This is a genomic window from Paraburkholderia strydomiana, from assembly GCF_031456815.1.
GTDB classification, from domain to species: domain Bacteria; phylum Pseudomonadota; class Gammaproteobacteria; order Burkholderiales; family Burkholderiaceae; genus Paraburkholderia; species Paraburkholderia caledonica.
In genome coordinates this window covers 202,814-223,275 of sequence record NZ_JAVDVL010000004.1, presented here as the reverse complement: position 1 = coordinate 223,275, position 20,462 = coordinate 202,814, and the positions used below count along the sequence as shown (strand labels likewise).

The window sequence follows — 20,462 nt, the reverse complement described above, 5'->3', positions numbered from 1 at the left end:
ATCCGTTGTCGAATGCATTACATCGTCGGGGTCGCCGCATTGATCGCACAGCCGCTCAGATCGAGCGTCGGCTCACTCGCGGCGAGATCCACATAACCGAACGACTTTTTCCTTTCGGTGGGCGTGATCCGGAACATCACGGCATCCACAATTCGATGTGCGCATGCCGGCTCCTCCGCCGACCACACGCCGCCACCAGCGAAATACGCGCCCTGAATAAGGTTCATATTGAAAGCGAACCTCACCTTGAATTGCGTTCCTGCGCGGGCGTCCGGCACATATGAGCCCTCTTCGGGATAACGCTGGCCGGTAATCTCCGCTCCCTGGATGTTGCGGATATGGCTACCAAAGAACACGCCGGCAAAGTCCCGCGTGAACACACCCTGCATTTCCAGGTAATACGTTTCGCCCGACTGCAGCACATTGACCACGCGCCCGTCTTCGCTGCGAAATGCGATGGATTGAATCTCCGCACCCTGCGCCGGATAGACCGTGGTGGTCTCCGGCACGAGTCCTGGATCGAACGTGGACTCGGCGTTCCTCGCTGCGTCCTGAGCGGCAAGCACGATGTCTGCCGCGGCACCTGCGGCACCCGCGGCACCATTGACGGCGCCGGCACCGCTGTCCGCCGCGCGAAATTCGCGGACCAGTGATTCGTGATCCGCTTTGGGCGCGTAAAGCAGCTTCTGATACGCGCGCACGGCTTGCGCCGCCGGCGCATACATGATGCGGCTGCCACTGTCGAGCAGCAGAGACCGTTCGCACAACTCGATCACGCTGGCCGCCGAGTGCGAGACAAAGAGGATCGACGTGCCGCGGCTTTTCAGTTCTTCCAGCCGCGCAAAGCATTTGCGCTGGAACTTCTCGTCGCCCACCGCGAGCGCTTCGTCGACGACAAAAATGTCCGGGTCGATCATCGCCTGCACCGCGAATGCGAGCCGGACCACCATGCCGCTCGAATACGTTTTGACCGGCTGATCCAGAAAGTGGCCGATATCTGCGAACGCAACGATATCGTCGAAGCGCGCTTCCACTTCCTGGTGACTGAGGCCCAACACTGCTGCGTTAAGGAACACGTTCTCGCGACCCGTGAAGTCCGGGTTGAAGCCGGAGCCCAGTTCGAGCAACGCAGCGATTCGGCCTTTCGTTTCGAGCGTTCCATGCGTGGGATTGAGGGTGCCGCAAATCATCTGCAGCAAGGTCGATTTGCCGCTTCCGTTACGCCCAATGATTCCGACGGTCTCACCGCGCCGCACTTCGAACGATACGTCGCGAAGCGCCCAGAATTCATGAAAGTACTGGGCAGGCGCAGCGCCGATCATTCTCCGTACGCGGGGCAAAACGAATTGCTTGAGCCGATCTCTCGGCTGGTCGTAGATCTGATAGCGCTTGCTCAGGTTCTCGACCTTAATCGCGATTTCAGATGACATCGGCAAATCCCGTGCGTGTCTTCTGGAACCAGGCGAAACCCAGCCAGGCGATGAATGCGCTGATCACCAAGTAGACTCCTAACATTTCGAAGCTCGGAACTTTGCCCCAGTACAGTACATCGCGCGCCGACTCGATTACGGGCGTCAATGGATTGAGATAGAGCAGCGGACGATATTTTTCAGGCAACGTTGTTGCAGGATAGAAGATCGGCGAAAGAAACATCAAGACAGTTGTCAGGATGCCGATGACCTGCGCAACGTCGCGCAAAAATACGCCGAGCGACGCCAGCGCCCAACTCAGTCCCATCGTGAAGAGAATGAAGGGGATCAGCACGAGCGGCAGCAAGACAACCGTTGCGTGCGGCGCTCCAAAAAAGATGCAATAGGCGATGAGCCAGACGAGCAAGCTAACGCCGCCGTGAAAAAGAGCCGACCCTAGGCTCACCCAAGGAAGTATTTCAAGCGGAAATACAACTTTCTTTACGTAATTGGGGTTACCGAGGATGAGACCGGGTGCCCGATTTATGCATTCCGCAAACAGATTAAATAGCATCAGACCCGCAAATAGCACGAGCGCGAATTCGGTCTTGGAATCGCTGGCCGCGTTCCACCGAGCCTTCATCAGGCCACTGAACACGAGCGTATAGACGGCCAGCATCAGCAGCGGATTGAAGAACGACCAAAAGATGCCGAGAAACGAACCCCGGTAGCGACCGAGCACCTCGCGCCGAACAGACAATGCGATCAGCCTCCGGTTACGCCACAGACTGATCGCTAGCTCGCGCGGATGAACTGAAAACTTTTGCATTCGAAGAACGCCTTATGCTTTTTGAAGAGAACTCTCACGACGGGTAATGGTCGCATGCTCACATGCAACAACGAGTACGTATGCACCGGTCAGATGCGGTGGTTTAACCAACGAAGTGTAGTTGGGCGGCGACAGGACAGGAAAGCGGCTTCTATAACCGCGAGATCGGCAGACACACTGGATCGCGTGATCCAACGCTGCAGACCGACCACGGCCTCGCCCGCGCGCCCCGCAGGGGTGGCTGGCTTCATGCCCCTTGCCGAAGCGCAGCGATTTTGCGCCATCGCGAGTTGCGAGAACTCGCTTAGCGTGAGTGACAATAATAGCAGCAACAAAAGGATTCGAGATCAATAGCAAGGATTTGAAGCCTTTTCCGCTTGTCGTGCAGCACGTTCCGCAATTCTCCTAGGACATGCTTGACGCAGTTCGCATTTATCGCCATTCAGACGAGCGAGACGTTGGAAATTACCCGAGCAAGCGCTAGAATTAGATTCAAATTTGCAAACTCCGACATATGACCGACATTGATCTTTTGGGTCTCGATGAAGAGAAGGTGTGGACGACGGAGCTCGCCTTCCAGCATCTGAGTACGCTGCTCGGCGCAGAAAGCAAGCGCACGACTGAACGGCGGCTGCATAGCCTGGAGATCCTGCCGCAAGAACTCAATGCCCAAACGCTCGTCGACGAGCTAGGGCGTCCCGCAATCGCGCTGGTGACGAACTGGGTCATCGAACGCGCACGAAGCAAGCGCCGGCTCTTGCTGTTCTCGCAGCTAGCTCCGCTGCCTGGAGGACGTCCCTGTCTCCATGCAAACGACGCAAGGGGCGGACGCTATTGGGTGCCGCTGCCCGGCGACGCGGACGCCCGCATGGTGCGCAACGCGCTCGCGCAATTGCAGCAGCATCTGGGGCGCGACCTGACCGTCCTCGCTTCCGGGCAACTGGTTGGACTGCTTAGAGATATGCCGTCGATCCCATCGATCGAATTCGTACCGCAGGCATACTCGCCGATTCTGATCGAGCCAGCCGACGACGGCGCAAGCCGTGGTCTTATTTCGCCGCACCTGAAGCGGCTCGAAAACGAAAGCATTCACATACTGCGCGAGGCCATTGCCGAGGCGCAGAATCCGGTCATGATGTATTCGGTCGGCAAAGACAGCGGCGTGATGCTGCATCTCGCCCGCAAGGCGTTCTATCCGAGCCAGCCGCCATTTCCGTTACTGCACATCGACACGCGCTGGAAGTTTCAGGAGATGTATCTGTTCCGGGACTACATGGCGCGCCGTTCGGGTATGCGTCTTATCACGCATATCAATCCGGAAGCCATCACGAAGAACATCAATCCGTTCGAACACGGTGCGGCCCGGCATACGGAAATCACAAAGACGGAAGGCCTGAAGCAGGCGTTGGATCACTACAAATTCGACGTAGTCATTGGGGGAGCCCGTCGCGATGAAGAGAAGTCGCGCGCAAAAGAGCGCGTGTTTTCATTCAGAACCGCCACACATGTCTGGGACCCGAAGAATCAGCGCCCGGAACTGTGGAATCTCTATAACGCTCGCAAGAACGCCGGAGAGAGCATTCGCGTGTTCCCGCTCTCCAACTGGACAGAACTCGATATCTGGCAATACATCCGCCAGGAAAACATTCCTGTCGTGCCTTTGTACTTTGCGCGGCAGAGGCCGGTTGTCGTTCGTCCCGACATGATCATGATGGTCAACGACGACCGATGCCAGATCATGCCCGACGAGCAAATAGAGATTCGCAAGATCCGCTTTCGCACGCTGGGCTGCTATCCGCTGACGGGTGCGATCGAATCGGAGGCGGAGACCATCGACGACATTCTGCTCGAACTGGTCAATGCAAATACATCGGAACGCCAGGGCCGCAAGATCGACACCGATAGCCCCGGCAGTATGGAAAAGAAGAAACAAGTGGGGTATTTCTGATGGCGCGAAATCCCAGGACTAATGGCTTGCCGCAGCGAACCGTCGAGCGGCCGGGCGATATCGACGCGTGGCTGGCCGAGCAATCGCAACTCGACCAGTTGCGCTTTATCACTTGTGGCAGTGTCGACGACGGCAAAAGTACGCTGATTGGCCGTCTATTGTGGGACTCGCGTCAATTGTTCGATGACCAGCTCGCCGAACTCGTAGCGGAGTCCAGAATGTACGGCACGCAACGCGATGCCATCGACTTCGCGTTGCTGGTGGACGGCTTGAGCGCCGAGCGTGAGCAAGGTATCACCATCGACGTCGCGTACCGTTTCTTCGCGACCCGCCGGCGCAAGTTTATCGTGGCGGACACGCCCGGCCACGAGCAGTACACGCGCAATATGGCGACGGCGGCATCGACGGCCGCGGTCGCCATATTGCTGGTCGACGCACGGCGCGGCATCCAGACTCAGACTCGCCGGCATGCGTTCCTCGCGTCGCTCTTCGGCATTCGCCATGTCGTGCTGGCCGTCAACAAGCTGGATCTCGTCGGCTTCGACCGCGCGACGTTCGACAAGATCGAGGAGGACTTCTCGCGCCTCGCCCGGCCGCTGCATTTCGATGAGATCGTCGCCATACCGGTCGCCGCGCTCCACGGCGACAACATCACGCAGAGGTCCGCGCGCACGGTCTGGTACACCGGTCCCACGTTGCTCGGTTATCTCGAGACGGTCAATGCGACCGCGCGGCCGCAAGCAGACTTTGCTCTGCCCGTGCAATGGATCAATCGTTCGACCGCGGACTTTCGCGGCATCTGCGGTACGGTGGCCGCCGGTGCGGTACGCCGTGGAGACGAACTACGCGTGACTTCGTCGGGACAATGTGCGCGCGTCAGCGACATCGTGACATTCGACGGCAATCTCGACGAGGCTCAGGCCGGCGACGCCATTACAGTCGTTGTTGACCGCGAGATAGACGTTTCGCGCGGCGACGTGCTGACGCTGGCATCGCAGCCGCTCGAGGTCACCGATCAGTTCAGGGCCACCGTCATCTGGATGCAGGATCAACGCGGCCTGACAGGCCGCAAATATGAACTGAAACTGGCGAGCCAGTGGGTCGGCGCGTCGATCACCGCGATCAAGCACCGGATAAACGTCAACACGTTCGCGCTCGAATCCGCACGCGATGTCGGCATGAACGACATCGTGGTGTGCAACATCGCCACGAGCAAGCCTGTTGCTTTCATGCCTTACGAGAATTCGACGACGCTAGGCGGCTTTTTGCTCGTCGATAATTTCACGCGCAATACGGTGGCCGCCGGCATCATTCATCACAGCTTGCGCCGGTCGCAAAACGTGCACCGCCAACCATTGACCATCACGCGTGAAGATCGCGAACAGCAGAACGGACACCCGGGCAAGGTTATCTGGTTCACGGGTCTTTCGGGCGCGGGCAAATCGACGATTGCAAACGCACTCGAAGTCAGGCTTCACGCATTAGGCAAGCGCACGTATATCCTCGACGGTGACAACGTTCGTCAGGGCCTGAACAAGGACCTTGGCTTCGAAGAGGCGGACCGCGTCGAAAATATCCGTCGCGTGGCGGAAGTCGCGAAGCTGATGATGGACGCGGGGCTCATCGTGCTGACGGCATTCATTTCGCCGTTCCGGCAGGAGCGTGAAATGGCGCGTCAACTTATCGGCGCAGATCGATTCGTGGAGGTCTACGTGAATGCTTCGCTGACCGTCTGTGAAGAGCGCGATCCAAAGGGCCTGTATAGAAAAGCGCGAAATGGACTGCTGCCGAACATGACGGGCATCGACAGTCCCTATGAAGCGCCCGAACATGCGGACGTGACGATCGACACGGGCAATACGTCGATAGAGGACTGCACCGACATGCTGGTGCAGTCGCTGGACTGCTGACGCAGGCGTCGTTGTACGTGGGCGTAGATCGGCCAGGGACAATCGCGTCAGCCGCGGCGCACAACACGCGCGCCGCGCGCTGACGCGCAGCGACGCTAACGTTCAGCTCCGTCCGTACGTGTCGTCGAACCGCACAATATCGTCTTCGCCCAGATAACTGCCGGACTGCACTTCGATCATGGCCAACGGCACCTTGCCAGGATTCTCGAGCCGGTGTTTTTGCCCGAGCGGAATATAGGTCGACTCGTTCTCCGACAACAAAAACGTTTCTTCGCCGCGCGTAACCAGCGCAGTGCCGCTCACGACGATCCAGTGCTCGGCGCGATGGTGATGCATCTGGAGCGAAAGGCGCGCGCCCGGATTGACCACGATCCGCTTGACCTGAAACCCGCGACCACTGTCGATCGAGTCATAGTAGCCCCACGGTCGATAGACTTTGCGGTGATATCCCGCCTCGGTCCCTTTCTCCGCCTTGATACGCGCGACGATGTTCTTGACGCGCTGCACTTCCGAGGTCTTCGCGACGAGAATTGCATCGGGCGTCTCGACCACCACCAGGTTTTCCGTGCCCACACATGCAATCAGGCGCCCTTCGGAATGGGCGAAGGTGTTCACCGCTCCATCGAACATCGCCCTGCCTCGTGCAACGTTTCCTTCATTGTCTTTCGGCAACAGATCCCAGATCGCGTCCCACGAGCCGACGTCCGACCAACCCGCGCGCAGCGGAATCACCACCGCTTCTGCCGGCGAACCGGCGTCACCGAGGTGCTCCATGACAGCGAAGTCGATGGACTCCGACGGACACGCCATAAGCTCCGGCTTGCCGACACGGAGAAAATCCTGGTCGGTCACAGAAGCAGCAAAAGCACGCTGCGACGCTTCGGCGATAAGCGGACGATAGTGCTCGACAAGCGTCAACCAGACCGACGCGCGAAGGACGAAAATGCCGCTGTTCCACCAGAACTCACCGGACTGCATGTAGCTTTCCGCGAGGCTCAGGTCAGGTTTCTCGACGAAACGCTGAAGGCGATGCCCGCTTCCCTCGCCCACCGCTTCGCCCACCTTGATATAGCCGTACCCGGTTTCCGGCCGGGTAGGGACGATGCCCATCGTGACCACCTGCCCCGTGGCCGCATACTCGGCGGCTTTGGCCACAGCGTCGGCGAATGCTGCGACGTCGCCGATGACGTGATCGGCGGGCATGGCCACCATGATTGCGTCCTTGCCGCCTTCCGCCAGCGCGAGCGCTGCAAGGGTGAGCGCCGGCGCCGTATTGCGGCCCGCCGGCTCCAGAATGATGACGCCGCGTCGGCCAACGCGCCGGAGCTGCTCCGCCGTAGTGAAACGATGGTCTTCGCCGCACACGACGAGCACTTCTTCGGCAACGGGCCGCGTTGCGTGAACCGCATCGAGGCGGCGTGCCGTCGATTGAAGAAGCGACTCTTCGCTGAGAAGCCCGATCAACTGCTTCGGAAAGTGCTCCCGCGACAACGGCCACAAGCGCGTGCCCGAGCCTCCGGCCAGAATTACCGCCTGCAGCGGCAGCGAACCTTGCGTCGGCGACGCACTGTCCTGATGAGAAGATACCGTCGAATTCATAGTACTTTGGCGCCAGGTGATCAGCGAACAATGACCCTCTTGATGGGCCACTGCGCTCAGTTCATGACGGCTGCTCGAAAAGCCGCCGCGTTTCGGGCATCTCCCGCGTACTTGTAAAATGCAGCCCGAGTCGGAAACGTAGACAGGATTGTCTGGAAGAAGCACAGCAGTTCAGTCAACTGCTTGTTTCGCAAGAAAGTCAGGAATGCAGCGAGATCCCGTTCGGCCAGACCAGCCGAGAATAGTCGCGGACCCGAAGCGAATAACGCCTGTGCAATCACCGCAGCGATTTCGACCCGCACCTTGCTGAGGTCTTCCTTGATCGTGTTGCTTTCGTGGACGCGATAAACGATATGCTCGTGCTCGCGATCAAGAAACACCGAACTCTGCGCATACGCAAACATCAGGAAATCCAGATCGTGGCAATAGCGAAGCGGCTGGAAGCCTCCCGCTGCATCCCATAGCGCACGCGAAAACACCATGTTCGACGTGGTCGCAACGAAGTTCTCGTTGAGCAACGCGAGCTGCGGCAGCCCTGTGTCTTCGAGAAAATTCGCGGCGCGGCCCAGCCAGTCGATCGCGACGCCTGCATTCTGCCGCACGCCGTTATCGTCCATGATGCCCGGTCTGCCCGCGATCAACCCGACGCCGGGACGGTCCTGCACGATGGCCCGCACTCGCTCCAGTTTGGTGGGCGCGAAGATGTCGTCCGAGTTCAGCACCGCAATGTATTCCGAGCGGCTGATCCCGATTGCACGATTGATCGTGTTGTGCGCGCCAGCGTTTTCCTGCTTGTGCAAGGTGGCATGCGGCAATTTCGCCAGCATCTGCTGCGCAAGGACGAAACCGTTGTCCTTCGAGCCATCGTCAATGAGGATGATCTCGTCGGCGGGCGAAGTCTGCGACAGCACGCTGTCGAGCGCGGCCTCGATATAGCGCGCGTGGTTGTACAGCGGCACGACGACCGAAATAGTCGGGGTCGTGCGCACTGGCGATGTCCGGCGTGGTTTGAAGATCGACATGATGGCGACTGGGAAAAAAGTGACGGTGCCGACGGATAGCGCCGTCGGCTATTGAATATCGGTGTCGAAGAACGGGAAATAGCGTGACCTGTACCGCAAATCGCGCGAGCGTTCCTTGATGAAGCGGGCCGGATTGCCTGCAACGATCGTGTACGGCTCGACGTCGCGCGTCACGACCGAGCCCGCGCCGATCACCGCACCTTCGCCGATCCGCACACCCGGGCTGATGATAGCGCGCGCGCCGATCCACACATGGTCTTCGATCACCACCGGTTTGCACAGGCACACAAAGTCGGGGTTTTGCGGATCATGCGTCAGCGTCTGGATCAGCGTGTAGTGCGACACATTGACGTTGTTGCCGATCGTAAGCGGCACGCGGCCGTCGAGATACGTGTAACGATTAATCACCGTATTGTCGCCAATCGCGATGTGATAACCGGTCACGAAACAGCCCATCGCAATACTCGAATCCCGGCCGATCCTGACCTGGCAAAACCGCCTCAGAAACCAATGCCGAATCCCGTACGGCATGTAGTTCATGAACAGATGGTTGCCCAGATAAAAACATACAGCAGGCTTGAAACGCCACCTGATGAAGCGATAAAACTCTTTTGCACGTCCCAGCATGTCGCCCTCTCGCCTTGCTAGTGGCTCTTTTGCCGAACCACGTTTTCGATGATCTCTTCATACCGTTTGACGATCTTCGAGAAGTCGAAACGCTCGTAAATCTTTTGACGGCCAGCCTCGGCTCGCGCGCGCCACTCGTCGCGATTGGACGCCATGTCGTTCATCGCACCGGCAAGCACGGGTGCGATTGCATAACTGCGCGGCGCGTAAGCCAACTCGTCCAGAAGCCTGGAGTTCAGATCCGGCGTATCGCCGTACTCGTTCGGCACGAGAATGCCGATATCGTTGTTCTCGATCACTTCGGCGGACGCGCCCGTGTCGGTCAGGATCATCGGCTTGCGGTAAAACATTGCCTCGTTCATCGCAATGCTCCACCCTTCGATAAACGAGGGCAGCAGGAAAGCGTCCGACACGCGATGCACGTCTTCGACATCGGGGAAATAGCCCGGCATCAGAATATGCTGGTCCAGACCATGCTCCTTGAGATACGCACGGAGCTCCTCGACATGCGGCGGATAAACGACGTTTCCAACGCAAAGTATCTTCACGTCACGGCGCTGCCTGAGCAGATGACGCATGGCGTCCGCCATGACGTAGTGGCCCTTGTGCAAGTTGTAAGACGCAATATTGGCAAACACATAATCGCTGTCGGCAAGGCCCAGTTCTGCGCGTGTCAGCTTGACGGGCTTCTTTTCGCGCGCTTCGTGTTCGGAAATGATGAGGCCATTCGGGACGGTCACGATCTTGTCCGCATCCACGCCCAGGTTTCGCACCGCAAAGCGTGTCGCGTTGTTCGACACTGAGACATAACAATCGACGTATCGGTCGTCGCGCGCGAACGCCTTGGCCTGCGCCGGCGAGAAAAAGGCATACACGTTGTGGATGAACGTGATGTTGGGAATCTTGTGGCGCGCAAAAAGCGAATACCCCGCATTCGAAAAATGCGACATGGCTACGTCGATTGGCAACTCGTCCAATAACCGGTCGTAGGCGCGCTGCGGGTCTTCGGCCGGCAAGCCGATCACTCGCAGGCCCGCATCGCGCGCGACAGCACCCAAATGGCCAACCTTGCCGGGCGTCACGATGGTCACATCGAAGCGTTGACGGTCGAAAGCTATCGCCGAGTCGAGCACGACCTTTTCCAGACCGCCTTTGTCGAACGATGCGAGTTCGATCAGCACACCTAGCTTGCCGTCCGTGCGACGCGGCGGACGCTTCCTGAACAACGAAAAAATAGATTGCAACATAAAGTGCCCGGGGCAGTTCGTTCGATACGATCGGTTAGTGGATGTGGAACGCGCTAGGCTCGATAACGCGCGAGTTGTCGATCAGACCAACCGAGTCGAGCAACGCCGAGAACTTGTCAGCGACGCTCTCCACGGAATATTCCTCGGCGGCCGCGAGAAAACCTGCGTCGGCAATGCGCTGCCACAACTGCGCGTCTTCGTGTAACCGCACGATGGCCGCCGCAATCTCTTCGGCAGTCTCGCCCTCCAGGACGTGCTCGCCGTCGACGAGGCCCATGCCTTCGCTCGCCATCTTGCTCAGTACGCAAGGCAGGCCATGCAGCAGGCTCGACACAACCTTGCCCTTGATGCCCGCCCCGAAGCGCAAAGGAGCGACGGAGAGCCGGGCCGTGCTCATGACCTCGTCCAGGTCCTGAACGAAACCGACGATCTTGACACCGGCAGCAGGATTGTCGAGCGCACTGATTTCCGGCGTCACATTGCTGCCGACAACGCGCAGTTCGGCACTCGGCAAATTCCGGCGCACGATCGGCCAGATTTCGTTGACGAGGAACATGACCGCATCGATATTCGGCCGATGCGCGAAGCCCCCGACGAACACCACACCCGAGCGATCGGCAAATGTACTGGCCGAGCGCACAGGCATCCGCGGAATCGGAATGCGGTGGACATTCACTTCCGGCAACGCGGCCTTGACGATGTCGTGTTCCAGCCGGCTCACCACGATGGTCGCGTCGGACAAGGACATCGCACGGAGTTCCTCGCGGCGCAGCGTCAACGCATAGTCGAGCGCTTCGGGCGAGCGTTCATGAATGGCAATGCGCTCCTCGCGCAGATAATGCAGATCGACCGTGCCGAATACGATCTTGGCGCTCAGTTGCCGTTCGCGGAGTGCGCAGATCACGTGACGGGCCACGACGACGCGCTGCACCAGCACGACTTGCGCGTCTCTCGACTCTTCGAGTACGAGATAATTCAGATGATCGAGATCGGTCGCGTATTGAACCCGCACGCCCCAACGGCGCAGTGCGTCGGCGTAACTTTCGAGCGGTTGTTCTTCGAACGCTGCGATGAAGCTGACCTGATAGCCGAACGCATGAAAGATCCGCATGTACCAGAACAGATCGGCGGACCCGGAGTCCTGGTCGGGCTTCGGCACAAACGCGTCGATCATCACGATCTTCGGCCTTGCTGCAAGCTTCAGCACGGTCCCATCGGCCCCGGCGGCAGCGAAAACTTTCTCGAATCGCTGACGAACCGACCACCGCTGGTGCGCGTCCTCCCATTTGCTGTTTGCGTCGCTGGAAGCCGCGCGGTCGACCTTCGAGACCGGCAGCCGGGTGAAGCGCGCAAAAGGCTGCAGGTACGTGTTCTTGCCGAGCGTGGACAACAACAAGCCGATTGAGACCAACCCTGCCTGAAACGGATCGTCGTTGCCGAAGTGCGCGGCTATGGCGCGCCAGGCATCCGCGCGCATCGCTATCACACCGGGCCCCGCGCACGTCACGCGCATGACGGAGTTGACCGCCGGGTCGTCCGGTGTCAGCCCCGCGCAGTTCGGTCGCAGCCGCGCATCGGCTTCAATGGCGGCGCCGGCCGTCTCCACGGTATCGGCATCCTTGAGAATCAGTGCGCCGAGCGCTGCCGCATCGGGGAAGCGCGCAAACGCTTCGTCGAGTGCGGCAAGCCAGCCGGGGTGAGCGACCAGCCGATCCGAAACCAGCACGACGAATTCGCCGCTCAGTTGGCCGATGCCGTCACGCAACGCCGCGAGCGACCGGGACGTGTTGCTGTCGCCCAGGAAGCCGACACCGTATTGCCCGGCGAGCTCCGTATTGGCTGCACCCGCAACGGAGACTGCGTAAGGCACGTCAGAGGTATGGGCGCTGAGTGCGGCCAGACATTTCGCCAACGATCCGTCGTTGCCCGATTCAAGGACAAAGATGGTTGCGCGCGGTTGCCCCGCTTGGGTAAAGCGGGCCGGCGATTTAGGAATCGCGGGCAGCCGGCCAGCCGGCAACGCGACGCGCGAATTGCCTTCATGAGCAGGCAACGCGTTGCCACGGCCAAGCGCGCGGGCGAGTTTGCGCCTCGCGGGCCTCAAACGCGTGACGACGCCGCGCAGTGGCTCGGTAAGACGCCATGACGCGGAATGGACAAGCGCATCGATCTGCGCGCGCAATCTATCGTTTTCAAGCCTCAGCGCTTCGTCGGATGGGCCGCTCGGGATAGCCCGCTGGGTCTGCAGCGCCCGCAACGCCGCATTTGAGTTCTTGACCTGCCGCGTCAATTCGGCCAGTTGCTCATAGATCTGGGACGGCTCAACCTGCGGCACATTGGCAGCGGCATTGGCACTCGCATTTGCGCTCGCCAACAACTGATTCAGGCGCTCGATTTCGTTGTTGCGGATAATGATTTCTTTGTTCAGCCGCACTGCTTCCTGCGTAAGACGGCCGATTTCGGCGTCTCGCGCGAGCACTGCCTCGGTAAGGCGTACGGTCTCGCCGGTCAAATGTCCGATCTCGTCGCCACGGGCAATCGTCTCGGTCGTCAGGCGTGCGATCTCGACCGCCTGATTGCCGATGTGCCCGTTGCGCGAGTGGTCATAGCGCGCGAAAGAAAAGCTCCCTTCGAGAACGTCGTCATTCGGCTCGGGCAACGGACCATCGGAAGCGATCGCGACGAAATAAACCGGGTCGACCATGCTCTCCGTCGCCGTGTATTCGCCTATGTCCGTCTCCGACCAGTACGTGACTTCGCGCGCGCCTTTGCGCCCCTCGCGGAACAGCATTGAACCTGCCGTTGGCTTCTGTTCGTAAAGCACGAAGTTCTTGAAGCCCGTCTTGAGCCACTGAACGAACTCCTCGCGATCGAGCTCGCGCACATGATATTCGTTCGGCGGTGCGCCAGGCGGCGAGTAAATCGGCCGATTGGGCGTCGATATGATCATCAGGCCGTTCGGGCGCAGAACACGCCGGGCTTCCTGCATGAACGCCTCGTGCTCATGGAAGTGCTCGAGTGTTTCGAACGAGTTCAGGAGATCGACCGAAGCGTCGGGCAACGGAATAGCCGTTGCGCTGCCATGCTCGTAGCGCAGATTCGGTTGCTCGCCATAGCGCTTGCGGGCGTTTTCGACGGCCTGGGCGTCGATATCCACGCCCACTACGGATTTCGCCGACTGGGCCAGCACTGCAGAACCGTACCCTTCGCCTGACGCGATATCGAGCACTTCCTTGCCCTCGCACAACGGCGCGGAGAACAGATACCGATGGTAGTGTTCGTACTGAATAGGACCCGCCACGCCGGGAAGATAGCGTTCCCCGGTAAATTCATGGCCGCTCTCCGCGCCTTTGAACCGGAATGTTCTAACTCGTGTTGTCATATTTGAAATCCTGGGCTACTGGCTGACTTAGCCTGGTGAAACTGTCGGTTGTTTTTTTAAGGCCCGATCTTGCGAAGCGTGCGTGAAGCGCCGCTGCTGATACGGTCGCGGCGTCAGGGCACGGCGCTCACGTCGACATGAAGCATCGGGATGCCGAGAAGCGCGTGATGAACTCGTGAGGCGTGCGACTGGAGCGGCAATGCATCATGAACCCAGTGAAGCTGAACGTGGTTGTACTGAGTGCCTTCTGCCACTGCAACATTGATCGAAAAATGACCCTTGGGCAGGACCGGCATGACGAACGAAAACTCCGCGCAAAGAACGGAGTTAGCCTCACAGTGCACAGGGCGGTCTGCGAAAGTACCGAACGTGTTTTCGCCGAACAGATCCTGGCCACGATCGTTCTTCAGAAAGAATCCAACGATCGGGGAAAAAAGCGATTCGCCCACATGGACCGACACCTGCAAGGTCACGGGTTCGCCGCCAACGACCCACTCGAGGCGGCGTTTCGCTTCGTCGACGAGCGCGACGTCGACGATATGCGCGCCGCCTGCTCCGAACGATTGCGACTGGCGATTGAAGGCCATGACCTGAATGTCGTTGCGCAACGAAGACGCGTTGATGAGCCCGCGCCGCTCGTCGCACGACGCGACGCTGCGAGGTTTTACCGGAACCCGCCCGCTCGCGATCGAGGGCGCAGAACCGGTGTATCGGGCTTCGAGATACGCGGCGCACACTTCCTCGGGATCGCCCTGGGCCATCACATGGCCGCGGTCGATCCAGATAACCTTGGAACACAGCTTCTTGATTGTCGAAGTGTCGTGGCTCACGAAAAGGATCGTGCCGCGCTTCTTGAATTCGTCGAGAAAACGAAAACACTTCTGATTGAAGAAAGCGTCGCCGACAGCAAGCGCCTCGTCGATAACGAGAATGTCCGCGTCGACATGCGCAATGACCGCAAACGCAAGTCGCACGAACATGCCGCTCGAATAAGTTTTGACCGGCTGGTCGACGAACTCGCCAATGTCCGCAAAAGCGACGATATCGTCGTACCGTTCGTCGATTTGCTGGCGAGTCAGACCGTAAAGCTGCGCGTTCAGGTAGACGTTCTCGCGCCCCGTGTACTCCACGTCGAATCCCGAGCCGAGTTCGAGCAGCGCGGCGACTTTACCGCGCACAGCGATGTCGCCCGCGGTCGGCGCAAGCGTTCCGCAGACGATTTGCAGCAACGTGCTTTTGCCTGAACCGTTGCGGCCGATGATCCCCACGGTTTCCCCGACTGCGACCGAAAAGCTGACGTCGTGCAGCGCCCAGAACACACTGGATAGTGCGTCGACACGGCGCAATGCGGCGCGCTTTGCAAGCGCGCCCGGCGAGAACCGCGCCGCGACGCCTAACATGCTTTTCTTCAGCCGGTCGGCTGGGCGCTCGTAAGAAGCAAAGCCCTTACGAATGCCCGAAGCTTCGACTGCCAAGTTTCCCGACATATGGTTTGTTCCTTAACCGCTCTCGTATCGCTCTCCGGCGCGCGAACGCATCTTGGCCGCAGACGCGGACTTAACGGCCCGATCAGAGTGGTGCTGAGTAACAGACGATTTTACCGCGTTTCATTCATTTCACAATATGATAAAACCACAGTGCCGATGATTCCGTGATGATGCGAAGAGCCGGCTCGGCGCTTGTGCGCAGGGTCGCTGCCTATGCGAGCAGATTTGCGGCAACGCGCCGCCGATATTCATTTACAGTATTTACACTTCGAGACATGAGGGCCGGCTTCACGGGGTTTCGAGCGCAGCGCTATGCGATAATGCGTACCCACCCATATACAGCTCATCTCCGGCAAGCCACTTGTTGCCGGTTGATCCGACCGCGTCGTCCGACAAGCCGGATGCCTCTCGTCAGCAGGCATCAACCGAGGGGGTGTGCCTGTCGGATGACGCCGTATCTCACTCCATCTTTGTAGAGCATCGACGACCGACTTATGCACAGTTTTAGCGTTTCGCCACGATACCTCGCTGCATCGCTGGTGAAGAATCGGCGCCTCATGTTGGACCTCGCACGCCGCGATGCAGTGGGGCGATACAAAGGTTCATTACTCGGAATATTGTGGTCGCTGCTCACTCCGCTTCTGATGTTGACCATCTACACGTTCGTGTTCAGTACGGTCTTCAAATCGCGTTGGGGCGGCGGTGCCGCGGGCACCGAAACAGCGTCCAAAGGCGAGTTCGCCGTCGTCCTGTTCGCCGGGATGATCATGTTCAATCTGTTCTCCGAGTGCGTGAGCCGCGCGCCGACCCTGATTCTGTCGCATGCGAACTTCGTCAAGAAAATCGTCTTCCCGCTTGAGATTCTCCCTTGCGTGACGCTGCTTTCCGCCATGTTCCATCTTTGCGTCAGCGTGTTCATCCTGCTCGTGGCGGAGTGGTTGATCGTCGGTTCAGTGCCGCCGACAGCGTTTCTGCTTCCAGTCGTGCTCGCGCCTTTGTGTGTGTTCATACTCGGCATCAGTTGGACGCTCGCGGCGACCGGTGTCTATCTGCGCGACATTGGACAAACGATAGGCATTCTGATCACGGCCCTCATGTTCCTGTCGCCCGTCTTTTTTCCGGTCTCGTCGCTGCCGGAACGCTTTCGCACGTTTGTCTATCTGAACCCGATGACGTATCCCATCGAGCAAAGCCGTGATGTGCTCGTGTGGGGCCACTCCATCGACTGGAGCCGCTGGGGCATCTATACCGCCATCGCCGTTCTCGTCGCGTGGCTCGGGTTCGGATGGTTCCAGAAAACGCGACGGGGATTTGCGGATGTCATCTGACATTGCCATCCGCGCCGCGTCGCTGACCAAAGGCTTCGAGTCGTACGAGCAGCCTTCGGACCGCCTCAAGCGCAGTGTCCTCGGCCTGCTCGGCACCCTCGCGCCGTTGCGGCCGCTACGGCGAGCGTTGTTCAAACGCGCCCAGGACTGCGTTCGTACCTTCTGGGCCCTTAAGGGCGTCGACTTCGAAATCGCCCGCGGAGAAACGGTCGGTATTATCGGCCGGAACGGCTCCGGCAAAAGCACCTTGCTGCAGATTGTCTGCGGAACACTGGTGCCCACCGGCGGCGAGGTGGAAACACGCGGCAGGATTGCGGCGTTGCTGGAGCTCGGCTCCGGCTTCGACGTCGAATACACCGGCCGCGAAAACATCTACATGAACGGCCAGTTGCACGGGCTGAGCCGCGACCAGATCGACGCGCGTCTCGAGCAGATCATCGAGTTCGCCGATATCGGCCATTTTATCGACCAGCCCGTAAAAACCTATTCCAGCGGCATGTTCGTGCGGCTGGCCTTCGCGGTGATCGCCCACGTCGACGCCGACATACTGGTGATCGACGAAGCGCTCGCCGTGGGCGATGCGTTCTTCACGCAAAAATGCATGCGGTTCCTGCGCCGGTTCCAGCAAACGGGCACGGTGCTGTTCGTGAGCCATGACTCGTCTGCGGTTCGCAGCCTGTGCTCGCGCGTGATCTGGCTCGACCGTGGCGTGATTCGCGAGACTGGGGAAGCCAGGCACGTCTGCACCAGTTACTTCGAAGCTTTCTACCGCCAGCAGCAAGGCGAAGCTACGTCATGGGCCAGCGCCGAGGACCTTGGCGAAAGCGGGTCGGACATCAAGGCGCCAGCGGGGCTGACACGGCAACCGACGCAAGCGCAAACCGCGGATCAACGGCAACGCTTCATTGAAAACGCGGCCACGCCGGGCGTGACGCTCACCGCGCTTGACGTCGACCCACATAGCCTGCCCACGCAGAGAGATACGCCGCTCATCGAGTCGGTGGAACTGATCAGCGAACAGGGATCGGCGGTGAGCTGGGTGCTCGGTGGCGAGCGCGTGCTGCTGCGCATCCGTGCGAAGAGACCGGAGTCCGGCCCGTTGCCGGTGTTCGCCTTCTTCGTGAAAGACCGGCTGGGTCAGCCGCTGTTCGGTGACGACACCTCGCTCACGAGCACCGGCGACAACGCAGCGTTGCGCGAAGCGCCCGCGGTCGAGGCGGAGTTCGTGTTCGACATGCCGATTCTGCCGCCCGGCGATTACGCGTTTACCGCGCTGGTGCTTACCGGGGCTGCCCATGTTGCCGGCACAATTGCCGTACGGGATTGTGTGCACGACGCCCTGATCGTCAAATCGGAGTCAACGAGCGTGACGACCGGTCTGGTCGGCGCGCCGATGAGCTACATAGCGCTCTTCGTTCGAGATGAAGTAGAACAGGCGTGACATTCCGCTTCGCGCCTGAATGACCTGAACCAATGGAATAACGCGATTCGTTCGCGCTTCAAAAAATGACGTCTGGCCACAATGTCGGCGACCCCAGGCCCGCTCCGCTTCCGCGTAACGCGCCTGCTGCAATACACGAGTCGGAACTCGCCGCAGCAACCCAACGCGCCGAGGTGCTCGAGGAAAAACTGGCGTTCGCGCTCGAGAAGCTGACCCACTACGCGTCAGTAGAAAACGAGCGGGTACGACTCGAAGTCGAACTGCAACGCGTTCTTACCTCGCCGTCATGGCGTATCACCGCGCCGTTGCGTCGCGTGTCGGCGATGGCCCGTGCGCTCCGTCTTGTCTGGGGGACCATCGAGCGACAGGCCGAAGCGCAGGGCGGCTACGCTGGCGCGCTCGGCTACTACGCCAAAGCGCTGCGCCGCGGCGGCATAGCCGGCGCACGCGATCGCCTGCGCCGCTTGCAAAGTGGCGCAGGCTTCGCAGACAGACCGCCTTCGGAAGCCGTCTACAGCGCGTGGATCGATCGCTTCGACACGTTCGGCGAAGCGGAGCGAGACAAGGCGAAGACGATCATGGCGACGTTCGCGCGTCAGCCGCTGATATCCGTCGTCGTGCCGACCTATAACAGCGACCCGGTGTTCCTCGAAGCCATGATCCAGTCGGTGCGGGATCAGGTCTATCAAAACTGGGAACTGTGCATCGCAGACGACGCCTCGACGAGGCCCGAGCCGGCGCAGATTCTGCGCCGATACGCGGCGCTCGATCAGCGGATCAAGGTTGTGTTCCGGGAGGTGAACGGTCATATCTCGGAAGCGAGCAATAGCGCGCTGTCGATTGCTACCGGCGAATACGTCGCGCTGCTGGATCACGACGATGTCCTGCCGGCTCACGCGTTGTTCTCGGTGGTGCGCTATATCAACAAGCACCCCGACGCACGAATGTTCTACAGCGACGAGGACAAACTCACCGCTGACGGCAAGCGCGCAATGCCGTACTTCAAATGCGACTGGAACCCGGAACTGTTCCTGACGCAGAACATGTTCTCTCACCTGGGCGTATTCGAGACCGCATTGATCCGCGAAGCAGGCGGCTTTCGTAAAGGCTTCGAAGGAAGCCAGGACTACGACCTCACATTGCGCTGCGTGGAAATCGCAGGGCATGACAAGGTTGTCCACATTCCTCACTTGCTTTATCACTGGCGCATGGCGCCGGGCAGTACCGCCGGCAGCGGCAGCGAGAAGCCGTATGCGCTGCTGGCCGCCATTCGCGCGTTGCAGGAGCACCTGAAACGCATCGGCGCGGAAGCGACCGTCGAACAGGTCTTCGACGAGCCGGCCATCGTGCACGTCCGCTATGCGGTGCCTCAGCCTGCACCCAAGGTGTCATTGATCATCCCGACGCGCGACGGCGTTGACCTGCTTCGCCAGTGCATCGAAAGCGTTCTATTGCGAACCATTTACCCGAACTACGAAATCATCGTGGTAGACAATGGCAGCGTCAAGGAAGAAACGCTGAGCTACTTCGCGCAGATTTCGGAGAAGAGCAACGTTCGTGTTGTCCGCGACGATTCGCCGTTTAACTACTCAGCGCTTAACAATCGCGCGGTGGCTATGGCCACTGGCGACTATCTTTGTCTGCTGAACAACGACATTGAAGTGATTTCGCCTGACTGGCTCAACGAGATGGTCGGCGTTGCCTGTCAGCCCGGCCACGGCGCGGTCGGCGCGGCGCTCTGGTATCCGGACAACACGTTGCAGCACGGCGGCGTGATGATCGGCCTCGGCGGTGTCGCGGGCCATATTCATCACAAGATGAAACGCGGGCTGTTCGGTTATTTCGGCCGGGCGGTCATGCGGCAGAATCTGTCCGCGGTCACGGCGGCCTGCCTCGTGATCCGCAAGTCGATCTACCACGAAGTAGGCGGTCTGAACGAAGAGTTGGCTGTCGCCTTCAACGACGTTGACTTCTGCTTACGCGTAGGCGAAGCGGGCTACCGGAATGTGTGGACACCGCACGCTGAGTTGTACCACCATGAATCGGCCACGCGCGGTTCGGATATGGACCCGGACAAGCGCGAGAGGTTCGTCAGCGAGGTTCGATGGATGCAGAATCGTTGGGCGAGCAAGCTGGAATATGACCCGGCGTACAACCCGAACCTGACGCTGAACCCGCAACTGCCGCTGTTCACGCTAGCCGACCCGCCGCGCACCCACATACTCGATTGACA

Annotated in this window: 13 protein-coding genes; 5 read left to right on the top strand and 8 right to left on the bottom strand. The window is 59.7% G+C overall.

The features are described from left to right. Positions 1 to 17 precede the first annotated feature (17 nt). Positions 18 to 1,430: an ABC transporter ATP-binding protein gene (locus J2W46_RS13505; RefSeq protein WP_310354351.1), complete on the bottom strand. Its 1,413-nt coding sequence runs from the start codon at positions 1,428 to 1,430 to the stop codon at positions 18 to 20. Further along, on the bottom strand, positions 1,420 to 2,238 hold the full coding sequence (locus tag J2W46_RS13500) for an ABC transporter permease (RefSeq protein ID WP_310354349.1): 819 nt from the start codon (positions 2,236 to 2,238) through the stop codon (positions 1,420 to 1,422). The genes J2W46_RS13505 and J2W46_RS13500 overlap by 11 nt, the downstream gene beginning before the upstream one ends. A 1,051-nt stretch (positions 2,239 to 3,289) precedes the next feature. Here J2W46_RS13500 and cysD point away from each other — a divergent pair. Beyond that, positions 3,290 to 4,186, top strand: coding sequence for a sulfate adenylyltransferase subunit CysD (gene cysD / locus J2W46_RS13495; RefSeq protein WP_310354696.1), 897 nt, complete (start codon positions 3,290 to 3,292; stop codon positions 4,184 to 4,186). A 26-nt stretch (positions 4,187 to 4,212) separates the two neighbouring features. Further along, entirely contained in the window at positions 4,213 to 6,096 is a 1,884-nt protein-coding gene (gene cysN / locus J2W46_RS13490; RefSeq protein ID WP_310354347.1) for a sulfate adenylyltransferase subunit CysN, read from the top strand. A 102-nt stretch (positions 6,097 to 6,198) separates the two neighbouring features. Here cysN and J2W46_RS13485 read toward each other — a convergent pair whose 3' ends face one another. From J2W46_RS13485 to J2W46_RS13460, 6 genes are all read right to left on the bottom strand, one after another. After that, entirely contained in the window at positions 6,199 to 7,695 is a 1,497-nt protein-coding gene (locus J2W46_RS13485) for a mannose-1-phosphate guanylyltransferase/mannose-6-phosphate isomerase (protein ID WP_310354345.1), read from the bottom strand. Between the two features lie 56 nt (positions 7,696 to 7,751). Beyond that, positions 7,752 to 8,684 (bottom strand): glycosyltransferase family 2 protein, encoded by a 933-nt coding sequence (locus J2W46_RS13480; RefSeq protein WP_310354344.1) that lies wholly within the window; start codon positions 8,682 to 8,684, stop codon positions 7,752 to 7,754. 81 nt (positions 8,685 to 8,765) lie between these two features. Then, complete coding sequence (locus J2W46_RS13475) at positions 8,766 to 9,344, bottom strand: acyltransferase (RefSeq protein WP_053857624.1); 579 nt, start codon at positions 9,342 to 9,344, stop codon at positions 8,766 to 8,768. Between the two features lie 17 nt (positions 9,345 to 9,361). Then, the gene (locus J2W46_RS13470) at positions 9,362 to 10,591 is read right to left on the bottom strand and encodes a glycosyltransferase family 4 protein (protein WP_310354342.1); all 1,230 of its coding nucleotides are present in this window, start codon (positions 10,589 to 10,591) and stop codon (positions 9,362 to 9,364) included. A gap of 34 nt (positions 10,592 to 10,625) precedes the next feature. After that, the gene (locus tag J2W46_RS13465; RefSeq protein ID WP_310354340.1) at positions 10,626 to 13,973 is read right to left on the bottom strand and encodes a methyltransferase domain-containing protein; all 3,348 of its coding nucleotides are present in this window, start codon (positions 13,971 to 13,973) and stop codon (positions 10,626 to 10,628) included. A 113-nt stretch (positions 13,974 to 14,086) separates the two neighbouring features. After that, entirely contained in the window at positions 14,087 to 15,460 is a 1,374-nt protein-coding gene (locus J2W46_RS13460; RefSeq protein WP_310354339.1) for an ABC transporter ATP-binding protein, read from the bottom strand. A gap of 494 nt (positions 15,461 to 15,954) precedes the next feature. Between J2W46_RS13460 and J2W46_RS13455 the strand changes: the two genes are divergently transcribed. The 3 genes from J2W46_RS13455 (at position 15,955) to J2W46_RS13445 (ending at position 20,460) form a co-directional block, all read left to right on the top strand. Next, complete coding sequence (locus tag J2W46_RS13455; protein ID WP_053857620.1) at positions 15,955 to 16,788, top strand: ABC transporter permease; 834 nt, start codon at positions 15,955 to 15,957, stop codon at positions 16,786 to 16,788. Continuing rightward, positions 16,778 to 18,229 carry an ABC transporter ATP-binding protein gene (locus J2W46_RS13450; protein WP_310354336.1) on the top strand — a complete coding sequence of 484 codons (1,452 nt, stop codon included), beginning with the start codon at positions 16,778 to 16,780 and terminating at the stop codon, positions 18,227 to 18,229. Before J2W46_RS13455 ends, J2W46_RS13450 begins: the two co-directional genes overlap by 11 nt. A 323-nt stretch (positions 18,230 to 18,552) precedes the next feature. Beyond that, entirely contained in the window at positions 18,553 to 20,460 is a 1,908-nt protein-coding gene (locus tag J2W46_RS13445; protein ID WP_310354694.1) for a glycosyltransferase family 2 protein, read from the top strand. The last annotated feature ends 2 nt before the right edge of the window (positions 20,461 to 20,462 follow it).

Coding starts and splice junctions, on each gene's coding strand:
- J2W46_RS13505 (WP_310354351.1), bottom strand. CDS start 1,430: ATGTCATCTGAAATCGCGATTAAGGTCGAGAACCTGAGCAAGCGCTAT.
- J2W46_RS13500 (WP_310354349.1), bottom strand. CDS start 2,238: ATGCAAAAGTTTTCAGTTCATCCGCGCGAGCTAGCGATCAGTCTGTGG.
- J2W46_RS13485 (WP_310354345.1), bottom strand. CDS start 7,695: ATGAATTCGACGGTATCTTCTCATCAGGACAGTGCGTCGCCGACGCAA.
- J2W46_RS13475 (WP_053857624.1), bottom strand. CDS start 9,344: ATGCTGGGACGTGCAAAAGAGTTTTATCGCTTCATCAGGTGGCGTTTC.
- J2W46_RS13470 (WP_310354342.1), bottom strand. CDS start 10,591: ATGTTGCAATCTATTTTTTCGTTGTTCAGGAAGCGTCCGCCGCGTCGC.
- J2W46_RS13465 (WP_310354340.1), bottom strand. CDS start 13,973: ATGACAACACGAGTTAGAACATTCCGGTTCAAAGGCGCGGAGAGCGGC.
- J2W46_RS13460 (WP_310354339.1), bottom strand. CDS start 15,460: ATGTCGGGAAACTTGGCAGTCGAAGCTTCGGGCATTCGTAAGGGCTTT.
- J2W46_RS13455 (WP_053857620.1), top strand. CDS start 15,955: ATGCACAGTTTTAGCGTTTCGCCACGATACCTCGCTGCATCGCTGGTG.
- J2W46_RS13450 (WP_310354336.1), top strand. CDS start 16,778: ATGTCATCTGACATTGCCATCCGCGCCGCGTCGCTGACCAAAGGCTTC.
- J2W46_RS13445 (WP_310354694.1), top strand. CDS start 18,553: ATGGCCCGTGCGCTCCGTCTTGTCTGGGGGACCATCGAGCGACAGGCC.